The sequence below is a fragment of the Streptomyces sp. NPDC048255 genome (assembly GCF_040652415.1).
Taxonomy (GTDB): domain Bacteria; phylum Actinomycetota; class Actinomycetes; order Streptomycetales; family Streptomycetaceae; genus Streptomyces.
In genome coordinates, this window is record NZ_JBEZMA010000008.1 from 106,038 (window position 1) to 117,619 (window position 11,582).

The 11,582-nt window shown below is 72.5% G+C and carries 12 protein-coding genes; 5 read left to right on the top strand and 7 right to left on the bottom strand.

Going from position 1 to position 11,582, the window contains the following annotated elements; all coding sequences use genetic code 11:
* Positions 1-248 precede the first annotated feature (248 nt).
* The 3 genes from AB0D94_RS09940 to AB0D94_RS09950 form a co-directional block, all read right to left on the bottom strand.
* Complete coding sequence (locus AB0D94_RS09940; protein ID WP_362048371.1) at positions 249-881, bottom strand: TetR/AcrR family transcriptional regulator; 633 nt, start codon at positions 879-881, stop codon at positions 249-251.
* Positions 882-957: 76 nt separating this feature from the next.
* Positions 958-3,045 (bottom strand): YhgE/Pip domain-containing protein, encoded by a 2,088-nt coding sequence (locus AB0D94_RS09945; protein ID WP_362048374.1) that lies wholly within the window; start codon positions 3,043-3,045, stop codon positions 958-960.
* Entirely contained in the window at positions 3,017-3,964 is a 948-nt protein-coding gene (locus AB0D94_RS09950; RefSeq protein ID WP_362048377.1) for an ATP-binding cassette domain-containing protein, read from the bottom strand. Before AB0D94_RS09950 ends, AB0D94_RS09945 begins: the two co-directional genes overlap by 29 nt.
* A 198-nt stretch (positions 3,965-4,162) precedes the next feature.
* Between AB0D94_RS09950 and AB0D94_RS09955 the strand changes: the two genes are divergently transcribed.
* The 5 genes from AB0D94_RS09955 (at position 4,163) to AB0D94_RS09975 (ending at position 8,416) form a co-directional block, all read left to right on the top strand.
* Positions 4,163-4,669, top strand: coding sequence for an SAV_6107 family HEPN domain-containing protein (locus AB0D94_RS09955; protein ID WP_362048380.1), 507 nt, complete (start codon positions 4,163-4,165; stop codon positions 4,667-4,669).
* Between the two features lie 94 nt (positions 4,670-4,763).
* Positions 4,764-5,522, top strand: a complete 759-nt coding sequence (locus AB0D94_RS09960) for a methyltransferase (RefSeq protein WP_362048383.1) — start codon at positions 4,764-4,766, stop codon at positions 5,520-5,522.
* Between the two features lie 264 nt (positions 5,523-5,786).
* Positions 5,787-6,188 carry a DUF3040 domain-containing protein gene (locus tag AB0D94_RS09965; protein WP_362048386.1) on the top strand — a complete coding sequence of 134 codons (402 nt, stop codon included), beginning with the start codon at positions 5,787-5,789 and terminating at the stop codon, positions 6,186-6,188.
* A 132-nt stretch (positions 6,189-6,320) separates the two neighbouring features.
* Complete coding sequence (locus tag AB0D94_RS09970) at positions 6,321-6,947, top strand: DUF4126 domain-containing protein (RefSeq protein WP_362048389.1); 627 nt, start codon at positions 6,321-6,323, stop codon at positions 6,945-6,947.
* 32 nt (positions 6,948-6,979) lie between these two features.
* Positions 6,980-8,416 (top strand): NAD(P)/FAD-dependent oxidoreductase, encoded by a 1,437-nt coding sequence (locus AB0D94_RS09975; RefSeq protein WP_362048392.1) that lies wholly within the window; start codon positions 6,980-6,982, stop codon positions 8,414-8,416.
* 58 nt (positions 8,417-8,474) lie between these two features.
* Here the strand turns inward: AB0D94_RS09975 and AB0D94_RS09980 are convergent, their stop codons facing one another.
* The 4 genes from AB0D94_RS09980 to AB0D94_RS09995 form a co-directional block, all read right to left on the bottom strand.
* Positions 8,475-9,368, bottom strand: coding sequence for a hypothetical protein (locus AB0D94_RS09980; protein WP_362048395.1), 894 nt, complete (start codon positions 9,366-9,368; stop codon positions 8,475-8,477).
* Positions 9,369-9,411: 43 nt separating this feature from the next.
* On the bottom strand, positions 9,412-10,326 hold the full coding sequence (metF, locus tag AB0D94_RS09985; protein ID WP_362048398.1) for a methylenetetrahydrofolate reductase [NAD(P)H]: 915 nt from the start codon (positions 10,324-10,326) through the stop codon (positions 9,412-9,414).
* 85 nt (positions 10,327-10,411) lie between these two features.
* Positions 10,412-11,074: a thiamine phosphate synthase gene (gene thiE / locus AB0D94_RS09990; RefSeq protein ID WP_362048401.1), complete on the bottom strand. Its 663-nt coding sequence runs from the start codon at positions 11,072-11,074 to the stop codon at positions 10,412-10,414.
* A gap of 77 nt (positions 11,075-11,151) precedes the next feature.
* Positions 11,152-11,517 carry an Rv2175c family DNA-binding protein gene (locus AB0D94_RS09995; RefSeq protein WP_031148455.1) on the bottom strand — a complete coding sequence of 122 codons (366 nt, stop codon included), beginning with the start codon at positions 11,515-11,517 and terminating at the stop codon, positions 11,152-11,154.
* Positions 11,518-11,582: the final 65 nt, after the last annotated feature.

Sequence of the window (11,582 nt, forward strand, 5' to 3'; positions counted from 1 at the left end):
CCACGTCACCGGGTCCCGTGTTGTCCCCTCCCGGTTCCGGGAGGAGGTACCCGGTCCGCTCCGCAGCCCCGTGTCTGCGGTGCGGACCGGGTCTCCTGCCCGTTGCCCCCAGTCTGTCGTCTGCGCAGGTGGGAGCCCATCCGCGCGCGTACTCAACTATGGGACTAGGTACGGGTACTCAGTCGCGCGGCGGCCCCACCAGTTGTACGGGCCGCGCCGCCCGCGCGGCACCGCCGACTGGGGGGTGGTCAGCGGTTTCCGCTGACCCGGCCGCGCAGCAGCAGGGACAGCGCCGAGTGCACGTCGTCCAGGGAGCGTTCGCTCTGGAAGGACTGCCAGTCCAGGGCGGCCACCAGCACCATCCCCACCAGCGCGGCCGCGGTGAGCGGCACGTCGATCTCGCCGCTCAGCTCACCGCGCTCGACTCCCTCGCGCAGCACCGTCTCCACGACGGCCACCGCTTCCCGGCGGACCACCATCAGTGTGGACTGCCACGCCCGGTTGGTCCGCCACAGCTCCGCGACGTACAGCTGGGTGAAGGCCGGGTACCGGTCGATGAAGACGAGGCCCGCCCGGATCATCCCGTCGAGCGCCTCGACGCGGCTGCCGCCCCGCGCCTCCGTCTCCTCCGCCGCCGTCCGCAGCGAGGCCGTCAGCAGCCCGACGCCGTGCCGCAGCAGCTCCTCGAAGAGGTCGTTCTTGCTCGCGAAGTTGTAGTAGACGGTGCCCTTCGCGACGCCCGCCCGTTCGGCGATCTCCTCGACCGTGGTCGCGGAGAAGCCCTGCTCGGCGATGAGCGTCACGGCCGCTTCGTAGAGCTTCTGCCGGGTGGCCCGGCGTCGGGCGCCGCCGGTACCCGTACCGGTGCTGCTGCTTTCCATGGCGCTGATTCTCACAGGTCAACACGTCCCTCAGGGCGACAGGCTCAGGACTACGGGCCAGGACTACGGCTCAGGACTACAGGCTCAGTTCCGGGTGCAGCCGGTCCATCGTCCACACCTGCTTGCCGCGGGCGGCGAGGGCGGTGAGGGCGAGGGCGCCGGCGGTGAAGGCCACCAGGACCGCGCAGCCCTGCCAGACGGGGGCGAGGTCGCCGCCGGTGATGAGCCGGCGCAGGCTCTCGACGACGTACGACATCGGCAGGTAGGGGTGGATGGCGTTGAAGAAGCCGGGGCTGGTCTGCACGGGGTACGTGCCGCCCGCCGAGGTCAGCTGGAGCATCAGGACGGCGAGGACGAGGATCCGGCCGGCCGCGCCGAACTTGGCGTTGAGCCACTGGACGATCGCCGCGAAGCAGCCGCTGACCAGCATCAGGAAGGCGACGGTGAGGGCCGGACGGGCCATCTCCAGGCCGAGGCCCCAGTGGAGTACGGACATCAGCAGGCCCACCTGGGCGGCGCCGAGGCCCGCCACGGGCAGCCAGCTCGCGAGGGCGATCCGCCAGGGCGAGGCACCCGCGGACAGGGCCCGCCGGTTCATGGGGGCGATCAGCATGTAGGCGACCATCGCGCCGACCCACAGGGACAGCGGGATGAAGTAGGGGGCGAAGCCGGTGCCGTAGTTGGGCGCCTTGTGCAGGGACTGGCTGGCGAGCCGAACCGGGTCGGCCATGACCTCGGTGCGGGTGTCGCGCTGCTGCTGGTCGTAGTCGGGGATCTTGCCGGCGCCCTCGTGCAGGCCGTCGGCGAGGTCGCGGTTGCCGTCGACGAGCTTGTACATGCCGCCGTCGAGGCTGTGCGCCCCGTCGCCGAGCTTGCCCACGCCCTCGTCGATGGCGCCGGAGCCGCTGGTGGCGGAGCTGAGGCCGGTGTGCAGCTGGGCCATGCCGGTGGCGACCTTGTGGGCGCCGGTGTTGAGGGCGTTGACCTGGGCGACGGCCGCGTCGAGGTCCCCGGCCAGGGCGGGTGCCTTGACGACGAGCTCGCGGGCCTTGTTCTCCAGGTCGGTCAGCTGGGTCCGGAGCTTGCCGACGTCGCCGTTCGCGTTCTGGGCCAGGGTGCTGACGTCGCCGCTGAGCTCGGCGGCCTCGGCCGTGCTGACCTTGACCGTCTTCAGGTCGGGGCAGGAGGCCAGGTGCGGCTCGGCGCCGGGGGTGACGCAGTGCCGCGTGTAGTACTCGTCGGCGAGGGTCGCGGCCTTCTTGGCGGCGGTGGCCGCGGCCGGGGCCTTCTCGGCGAACTTGTCGAGGTGGTTCTTGACGACCTTGGCGGTGTCGGCGACCAGCTCGGCGGTGTCCGCCAGGTTCTTGGGGTCCTTGACGAAGGGCCGGGCCTTGTCGGCGGCGCCGTTGACCTTGTCGGCCAGGACCTGGGTGCCGTCGGCCACGCTCTTGGAACCGGTCTTCAGCTGGCCGGAGGCGGTGTTCAGCTTCTTCAGGCCGCCGTTGAGCTCGCCGGTCTTCTCCTTGGCCGTGTCGAGGCCGTCCGCGAGGTCCTTCGCGCCCTTCTGGGCCTTGTCGGCGCCGTCCTTGAGCTTGTCGGCGCCGTCGGCGGCCTCGGCGGTCTTGTCGTGCAGGTCGGAGAAGTTGACGAAGATCTTGTCGAGGAAGCCGCGGGAGGCGTTGGTGGACGCGGCCGTGCGGACCTCGGCGAAGACGGTGCGGGAGATCGAGCCGACGATGTAGTTGTTCGCGTCGTTCGTCTGGACCTGGAGGGCGCCCGTGGTGGGGTCCTCACCGGAGCTGGAGGCGATCTTCTCGCTGAAGTCGGCGGGCATGGTGAGGGAGAGGTAGTACTTCCCGTCCTCCAGCCCCTTGGCCGCCTCCTCGGCGCTGACCTCGCGCCAGTCGAAGGTCTTGCTGTCGTGGAGCTTCTTGGTGATCTCGTCGCCGGCGTCGACGCGCTCGCCGCCGACCGTGGTGCCGCGGTCGGAGTTGACGAGGGCCACGGGCACCTTGTCGAGGCGGCTGTACGGGTCCCAGAAGGACCAGAGGTACAGGGCTCCGTACAGCAGCGGCAGCAGGAGCAGCGAGACGAGAGCGGCCCGGGGCAGCTTCCCCCGCCCGAACCGCTTCAGCTCAAGCGCGGCCAGCTTCGGCGAGCGCATCGTCCGCCCCCTTCGTGTCGTCGTCTTCGGTGACCTCTTCGGCCACGTCTTCGGTCACGTCTTCGGTCACGTCTTCGTCCGCGGTGTCTTCCGCGGTGTCGTCCGCGGACTTCTTCGCGGACTTCCTCTCGGTCTTGTCCGCGGTGCCGTCTGCGTGTGCGTCTTCGTCCGCGGCCGCGCCCGCCGTCCTGCCCGCGCTGTCGTCCGCGGTGCCGTCCGGGGCCTCGGCGACCGTGCGCAGGACGGTCGCGTCGTCCGGGGCCTCGCTGCAGACGGCGAGGACGGTGATCCCACTCGCGGCGAGCGAGCGCAGCAGGACCCAGGCCTCCTCGCGTTCCGCGTCCGAGAGCTTGAGGTCCATGTCGTCCAGGGCGATCAGCCGCGGGGAGCCCAGCAGGGCGATGGCGACGGACAGCCGTACGGACTCCAGGCGTTCCAGGTCCCGTACGGAGGTGCGCTCGCCCTTGGGCAGCGTGGCGAGGTCCAGTCCGGCGGCGGCCAGGGCGGTGTCGACCCGGGCCGCGGCCGCCGCGCGGCGTTCGGCGCGGGGGCGCAGCAGGGCGCGGACCGGGCCGTCGTAGCGGCGGTGGAGCAGGGCTCCCTCGCGCAGCTGTTCGGCGACGGTGAGGGCCTGGTCGAGGTCGTTGACCCCGGAGACCGGGCCGAGGGCGGCGATCCGGCGGACCGCGGCCATGTGCTTCGGCAGCCGGTGGCCGCCGACTTCGGCGCGGCCCGCGGTGGGCTTCATCCGTCCGGTGAGAGCGAGGAGCAGGCAGGTCCGGCCACTGCCGGAGGGTCCTTCGACCGCGATGAGCGAGCCGGGCGCCGCGTCGATGCCGACACCCCGGAAGGCCCAGCCGCGCGGGCCCTTGAGTCCGAAGTCCTCGGCTTTGACGGCCGCGCCGTGCGGGCTGTCCACGCCGTCCCCCTTCTTTTTGAACTGACCGGTCAGTTCAAAAACTAGCACCCAGGGAGCACGGGGTGCGCAGCGGGGGGAAGTTGTCCGGTCATGGACCGTAAAAGTGCAGGTCAGCCGGATTGTCAGTGGTGCCCGTCACGATGGGGTCAACGCGATGAACTCACGCGCCGAAGGCAACGCAACGACAGGAGGTTCGTCATGGCCACACCGTCCCCGTCCCCTGTCCATCCCGTCCTGCGGAGGGCCACCGCTCCACCGGCCGCTCTCGACCTGCTCGCCAAGGCCCGCGCCGGGCTGGCCGAAGCCGCCGGCCTGACCAGGCCCGGCGAGCGGTACGCCACGGCCCACCTCGCCGCGCTGCGCGCCGCGGCGGCGGTGCTCGCCGCCCGCGGTCGGCCCGAGCCGGTCGGCCCGCGGCGCCGGCCCCGGATCCGCAGTACGTGGGAGCTGCTGCCGGAGCTGGCTCCGGAGCTCGCCGAGTGGAGCGCGCTGTTCGCTTCCGGCGCCGCGCGCCGGGCCCGGGCCGAGGCCGGGATAGCGGACGCGGCCAGCGGCCGGGACGCGGACGACCTGATGCGGGCCGTCGCGATGTTCGTGCGCCTGGTGGAGCGGATGCTCGCCCTCCAGGCACCGGCGCAGAGCACCCTCCCGACCGCGCCGCAGTCCTTGCCGCAGCCGCGTCCGGAGCGTCCGGACGCGGGATGAGCTGCCCGGCAGCGGAAGGCCATAAGGTGGGGCACGGGTGGCGCACACGCCACTCACCCCCTTCCTTTCCTTCCGCGCCGAGGAGCCATCAGCCGTGTCGGACACTTCCCGCCCCCGTGCTTCCCTTCGCACCGCCGTGGTGTGGGAGGTCCTCAAGGAGGCACTCGACCGCCGGGTGAAGGCGACCGGGCGGGACGTGCTGGACGTGCTCGACACCGGCGGCGGCACCGGCAAGTTCGCCGTACCGGTGGCCCGCCTGGGCCACCGGGTCACCGTGGTCGACCCCAGCCCGAACGCGCTGTTCGGGCTGGAGCGCCGGGTCGCCGAAGCCGGCGTCGCCGACCTCGTCCGCGGGGTCCAGGGCGATGCCCAGGGCCTGCTGGAGGTCGTCGACCGCGACGCGTACGACGTGGTCCTGTGCCACGGCGTGCTGGAGTACGTGGACGACCCGGCGGAGGGCGTGGCCAACGCGGAGGCCGCACTGCGTCCCGGCGGCACGCTCAGCCTGCTGGCCGCCGGCCTCGGCGGCGCCGTGCTCGCCCGCGCTCTGGCCGGGCACTTCACCGAGGCCCGTACCGCCCTCACCGACCCGGCCGGCCGCTGGGGCGCCGGCGACCCGGTGCCGCGGCGGTTCACCGCCGAACAGCTGGCCGAGCTGGTCGGCGGGGCGGGCCTGGCCGTCGGCGCGGTGCACGGGGTCCGGATCTTCGCCGACCTCGTCCCCGGAGTCCTGGTGGACACCGAGCCGGGCGCGGTGGAGGCACTGCTGCGCCTGGAGGAAGCCGCCGCCGAGCTGCCGGCCTTCCACGCGGTCGCCACGCAACTGCACGTTCTGGGCGAGAAGCAGTCCTGATCTGCGTTCTTCCTCGGACGCAGTGAGCCACAAGACCCTCCGCTCCGGCGCTCTGCCCCGTATGATCGGGGGCAGTGACCGGCATGGTGAACGGGCCGTTGGGGAATAACCGCCTCAGTGACCGCTCCCGCGGCGGTACGGTTTCTGGGCTGTGTCTTTTAGAACGTGGCGTAGAGGGCGGGTATCACGGGGGCGATTCCCCGCCTATCCTGAAGGGGACCCCTGGTCGCTACCCCCCGCGACCGACGGATGAGGAGGACTCCCGTGCCGCTCTCGGAGCACGAGCAGCGCATGCTCGAGCAGATGGAGCGAGCGCTGTACGCCGAAGATCCCAAGTTCGCGACAGCGCTTGAGGGAAGCGGACTGCGTACGTACACCCGGCGACGGGTCTACCAGGCAGTCGCAGGCATTGTGGTGGGTATCGCGCTCCTCATGACCGGTGTGATCATTCCGAACGTACTCTGGGTCAGCGTGGTGGGTTTCCTCGTCATGCTGGGCTGTACGGTCCTCGTGGTCACCGGTTGGCGCAAGGCACCCAAGCCTGGCGAGCAGCCCGTCTCCAGCAGTGCAGGCGGTTCGGCCCGTGGCCAGAACCGGCAGCGTCGGTCGATGATGACCCGCATCGAGGAACGGTGGCAGCGCCGCCGTGACGAACAGGGGCAGTGAGCCCCCGTACACACGTGCACGAATGAGGGGACGGCCGCCGACTGGCGGCCGTCCCCTCATTGTCGTGCGCCGCAGCTCCCGTTCCGCGCCGTAGCTCCTGCCGGATCACCCGTTCTGCGCCATGATGATGCGGTGAGTGTGCTCCCCCTGGTCTTCACCAGCGGCTGGGCCAGCGGGATCAACGCCTACGCCGTGATCCTCCTGCTCGGCGTCTTCGGCGCGACCGGGCTGACCGACGAGGTCCCCGAATCCCTCCAGCGCACCGACGTGCTGATCGCCGCGGGCGTGCTGTTCCTCTGCGAGGCCGTGGCCGACAAGATCCCGTACGTGGACTCCGCCTGGGACGCCGTCCACACCGTGATCCGCCCGGTGTCGGGTGCCGTGGTCGGCGCGCTGCTGGCCGGGCAGAGCGGCTCCCTGTCCGACCTCACCGCCGGAGCGGTCGGCGGCTCCACCGCTCTGGCCAGCCACTTCGTCAAGGCCGGCACCCGGATGGCGATCAACACCTCGCCCGAGCCGTTCACCAACGTCGTGATGAGCACCGCCGAGGACCTCGGCGTGGGCGCCGTAGTCACCTTCGCGATGTTCAACCCCGAGGCCGCGGCCATCATCGCGGCCGTCCTGCTGGCCGCCGGACTGGCCCTGCTGATCTTCCTCTGGAGCCGGATCCGCCGCTTCCTGCGCCGCCGCGCCCAGCGCCGCGAGGAGAAGCGGCTGGCCGCCGAGACCCGCCGGGCCACCGGGGCCCCACCCCGCTGACCACGGCGGACGCCCTCGATAGGCTCAGCCGCATGGCACGAATTGCGGTGATCGGCGCCGGCATGGGCGCGATGGCGACGGCGGCCCGGCTGGCCGTGGCGGGGCACCAGGTGACGGTGTACGAACGCGGCTCCACATACGGCGGCGCGGTCGGCCGCCACAAACGCGAGGGCTTCGCCTTCGACACCGGCCCCGGGCTGCTGCACCTGCCCGCCGTCTACCGCGACCTGTTCGTGAAGACCGGCAAGCGCCCCCTGGAGGACTACCTCGACCTGGTCCAAGTGGACCCGGCTCTACGGCACGTCCTCCCCGGCCAGGGCATCGACGTCACGCTCCCGGGCACCACCCACGGCGGAGTCGCCGCCGCCCTCGACGAGGCCTTCGGCCCGGGCGCGGGCGAACGCTGGAACGGCATGCTGGGCCGGGCCCGGGACGCCTGGGACGCCACCCGCCGCCCGCTGCTGGAGGAGCCGCTGCGCCCCGACTGGCAGGTCCTCGGCCGCGACCCGTACCCGGCGCTGCGCAAGAGCGGCCTGCTGCGCCGCCGCCCGCCGACCCTGGCCGAGGTGGCCGAGCGTGAGCTGGGCGGGGGCCTCGGGGAGCTGCTGGCCGGCCGGGTCGCCTCGTACGGGGTCGACCCGGGCCGGGCGCCCGCCGCCGCGGCCGTGCTGCCGTACATGGAGCAGACCTTCGGCAGCTGGTACCCGCGCGGCGGGATGCGTGCGCTGGCCACCGCCGTGTACGAGCGCTGCCTGGAACGGAAGGTCGAGTTCGTCTTCGGGGCACAGGTCGCGGACGTCCTCGTACGCGAAGGCCGGGCGGCCGGGCTGCTGCTGGCCGACGGCACGGAGCCGGCCGCCGACTCCGTCGTCTGCGGGGTCGACCCGAGGCTGCTGCCGGCTGTCACCGCTGGCCGGCCGGACGGCGCTGCTCCGGTCCGGGGGGCGCTCGTACCGAGCCGGCTCACCCTGTTCCTCGCGCTGCGCGGCCCCCGCCCGGCCGGCACGGTCCACCGCACCCTGGTGCACTCCCCCGGCACGGTCGTCACGGTGCTGCGGCCCGACGACCCCGCCACCCGGCCCGACGCGGACCACGAGGCGGTGACCGTGAGCGCGGTGTGCGGCCCTGGGGCTCCCGGCGGCCCTTCCGCGGCCCCCGGGCCCGAGGAGCTGCTGGAACTCGCCGCACGGGCCGTCCCAGGGCTACAGGAGCGGCTGCTGTGGCAGGAGGTGCGCACGCCCGCAGACGTCGAGGCGGCGACGGGCGCCCCGGGCGGCGCCGTGCCCGCGCCGGCCCTCGCGGGGGCGGGGGGACAGCTGCTCTACCCGGCCAATGCGACGGGCGTGCCCGGGCTGTACCTGGCCGGCGGCTGGGCGCATCCCGGCGGCGGGCTGGCGCACGCCGGGATGACCGGGGCCCTGGTGGCCGGGCTGATCGTGGAGGGCGCGGGGTTCCGCGGCTCCCAGTGACCGCGCGCCGCCTGGTCCGGAGCCGGATCCGGCGGCGACCCCGGCGGCTCGGCCCCGGTCAGTAGCGGTACTGCTCGTACTCCCCGGTGCCCTGGTAGGGGTACGGGTACTGCTGCGGTGCCTCGCCCTGCTCCTCGGCCGGGTAGGGCTGGCCCGCCCCGTCGGTGGACCGCTGCTGCGGGACCCAGACCCCGCCGGGCGGGGTGTCCGTGGAGTACTGCTGCTGCCCGTAGTCCGTGTACTGGGGGTAGGCGGAGTAGTCCCCGCCCGGCTGCGGTACGACCCCGCCGCCGATGTACGGGTCCGAGTAGGCGGCGTAGACCTGCTGCTCGCCCCCCGGATAGCCCGTGGTGTAGTCGTAGCCGTTGGAGCCGCCCTGGTTCTGCGGGTCGTAGTACGCGGCGTACTGGTGGGCGTCCTGCTCGGCCGTGGTGAACGGGGAGGCGAAGGCCTCCGGCACGCCGATGGCGGGCGGCGCGGAGGCGAAGCTCTGGATCCCGTAGGACCCGGTCTCCTCGGGCACCGGCTCCGGGCTGTAGACGTCTTCGGCAGGGTCCCGGAACTCCCGCTCGGAAGCCCGCCGTTCGGCCTCGTCCGCGCCCTCGGCGCCGTACTCCAGCGCGGTCACCTGGAGGGCCGGTTCCGGGCGCGGCTCGCCCCCGGCCCGGCGCCGTCCGCTCTTGCGTACGGGCTCCCCGCCCCGGCGCAGCGCCCAGCCGGCCACGAACCCCTTGCGGAAGGAGAGCGTCACCAGCGTCTGGCCCACGGCGAACGCGGCCGCGCCGGCGCCGATGACCAGCACGGAGGGCAGCACCACCCCGGCGACCACGCCGAGGAAGCCGGTGAAGGCGAGCAGGCGCCAGCGGAGCCGGGCCTTGTACTGCATCAGGACCTCGGCAAGCAGCCACAGCGCGACGAAACCGAACGCGATGTAGAGGACCGTCATTCCCATGCAAGGCCCCTCTCGGTGCGGCCGCACACGGACGGACGGCCGATCAGGCCCGCTGGTGCAGGCCCAGGTTCTCGTAGATCTCGAGAGTCGCCGTGGAATTGTTCAGCGTGATGAAGTGCAGCCCCGGGACACCCTCGGACAGCAGCCGCGCGCAGAACTCCGTGGCGAACTCGATGCCAATGGAGCGTACAGCGGCCGGGTCGTCCTTGACGGCGAGCATGCGTTCTTTCACATCCGACGGGAAGACCGCGTTGCTGAGCTGCGGCAGCCGGTCGAGCTGCTTGACGTTCACAACAGGCATGATCTCGGGGATGATCGGGGTCTCGCAGCCCGCCTTCGCGACGCTGTCGCGCAGCCGCAGATAGGTCTCCGGATCGAAGAACATCTGGGTGATCGCATAGTCGGCGCCCGCACGGCATTTGTCCACGAAGTGCCGGATGTCCGTGTCCCAGTCCGTCGAACGCGGGTGCATCTCGGGGAAGGCCGCGACGCCCACGCAGAAGTCGCCGGACTCCTTGACCAGCCGCACCAGGTCGGCGGCGTAGTGCACGCCCTCCGGGTGGGCCACCCACTCGCCCATCGGGTCGCCCGGCGGGTCCCCGCGCAGGACGAGCATGTTGCGGATGCCCGCGTCGGCGAACTGCCCGATGACGTTGCGCAGCTCGGCGACCGAGTGGTCCACGGCGGTGAGGTGGGCGACGGGGGTCAGGGTGGTGTCGGCGGCGATCTGCTGGGTGGCGCGGACGGTGCCGCCGCGGGTGGAGCCGCCGGCCCCGTAGGTCACGGAGACGAAGCTGGGGGCCACCGCCTCGACCCGGCGGAGCGCGTTCCAGAGGTTGCGCTCGCCCTTCTCCGTCTTCGGGGCCCAGAACTCGAACGAGTAGGAGCGCCCGGACGCGAGGAGGTCGCGGACCGTGTGCGCACGATCCGACCAGGTGGAGGAGGTACCAAGGGCCATAACGGCAGGTTAGACGCGGCCTGTCGGACGCCGAAGCGCCGTCCACCCATTGGACACATTTTTGGACACTTGAGGGGTCCGGACCCTACGGCCGCACGAGGCGGGCCCGTACCCGCTTGGCCAGGTCCGCGGCGGCCGCGCCGGGATCGGTGGCCTCGGTGAGGGCGCGGACGACCACGACCCGGGTGGCGCCCGCGTCGAGGACCTCGTCCAGATTCGTGCTGTCGATGCCGCCGATGGCGAACCAGGGCCGGTCCTGCTCCAGGGAGGCCGCGTACCGGACGAGCCCGAGGCCGGGGGCGTACCGGCCGGGCTTGGTGGGGGTGGGCCAGCAGGGGCCGGTGCAGAAGTAGTCGACGCCCGTCTCGGCGACGGCCGCGTCGACCTCGCTCTCGGCGTGGCAGGACCGGCCGACGAGCAGGTCCTCGCCGAGGATGGCGCGGGCGGCCGGGACGGGGATGTCGCCCTGGCCCAGGTGCAGGACGTCGGAGCCGATGGCGTGGGCGACGTCGGCGCGGTCGTTCACGGCGAGCAGCTTGCCGTGGCGGCGGGCGGCTTCGGCGAAGACCTGGAGGTGTTCGAGCTCCTCGCCCGCCTCCATGCCCTTGTCCCGGAGCTGGACGATGTCCACGCCGCCGGCCAGGACGGCGTCCAGGAACTCGGGGAGGTCCCCCTGCCGCTTGCGTGCGTCCGTGCACAGGTAGAGCCGGGCGTCGGCCAGCTGGGCGCGGGCGTCGTTCGCGGACATGGTTTAACCCCCCGGGGTGGGCGGCGCACGGGCCGGGAGCGGCCCGTGCACCGCGGTGGAGCGGATCGCGGATCAGGTCACAGGGCGAGCGCCTGAGCGCGGCGCTTCACCTCCGTGCCGCGATTCTCGCTCAGCGCCTGCGCGGGAGTACCCGGCAGGGTCGGGTCGGCCGTGAAGAGCCACTCCAGGATCTCCTCGTCGGAGAAGCCGTCGTCGCGCAGCACGGTCAGCAGGCCCACGAGCCCCTTGACGACCTTGTCGCCGTCGATGAAGGGGGCCGGCACCTGCAGGGAGCGGTTCTCGCCCCGGCGTACGGCGATCAGCTGCCCTTCCTTGACCATCTGGCGGACCCGGGTCACCTCGATGTCGAGCATCTCCGCGATGTCGGGGAGGTACAGCCAGTCGGGGACAAGGGCATCGATCTTTGCGTCAATCTCGGTCACGGGCACAAGCCTGCCATCTCGGCTCGGCCGCCGGTACCTGAGCGACCCGTCCGGGGGCCGGTCCG

Excerpts from the sequence above, each read along its gene's own strand:
- AB0D94_RS09940 (WP_362048371.1), bottom strand. The coding sequence starts at position 881 with ATGGAAAGCAGCAGCACCGGTACGGGTACCGGCGGCGCCCGACGCCGG.
- AB0D94_RS09945 (WP_362048374.1), bottom strand. The coding sequence starts at position 3,045 with ATGCGCTCGCCGAAGCTGGCCGCGCTTGAGCTGAAGCGGTTCGGGCGG.
- AB0D94_RS09955 (WP_362048380.1), top strand. The coding sequence starts at position 4,163 with ATGGCCACACCGTCCCCGTCCCCTGTCCATCCCGTCCTGCGGAGGGCC.
- AB0D94_RS09975 (WP_362048392.1), top strand. The coding sequence starts at position 6,980 with ATGGCACGAATTGCGGTGATCGGCGCCGGCATGGGCGCGATGGCGACG.
- AB0D94_RS09980 (WP_362048395.1), bottom strand. The coding sequence starts at position 9,368 with ATGGGAATGACGGTCCTCTACATCGCGTTCGGTTTCGTCGCGCTGTGG.
- metF (WP_362048398.1), bottom strand. The coding sequence starts at position 10,326 with ATGGCCCTTGGTACCTCCTCCACCTGGTCGGATCGTGCGCACACGGTC.
- thiE (WP_362048401.1), bottom strand. The coding sequence starts at position 11,074 with ATGTCCGCGAACGACGCCCGCGCCCAGCTGGCCGACGCCCGGCTCTAC.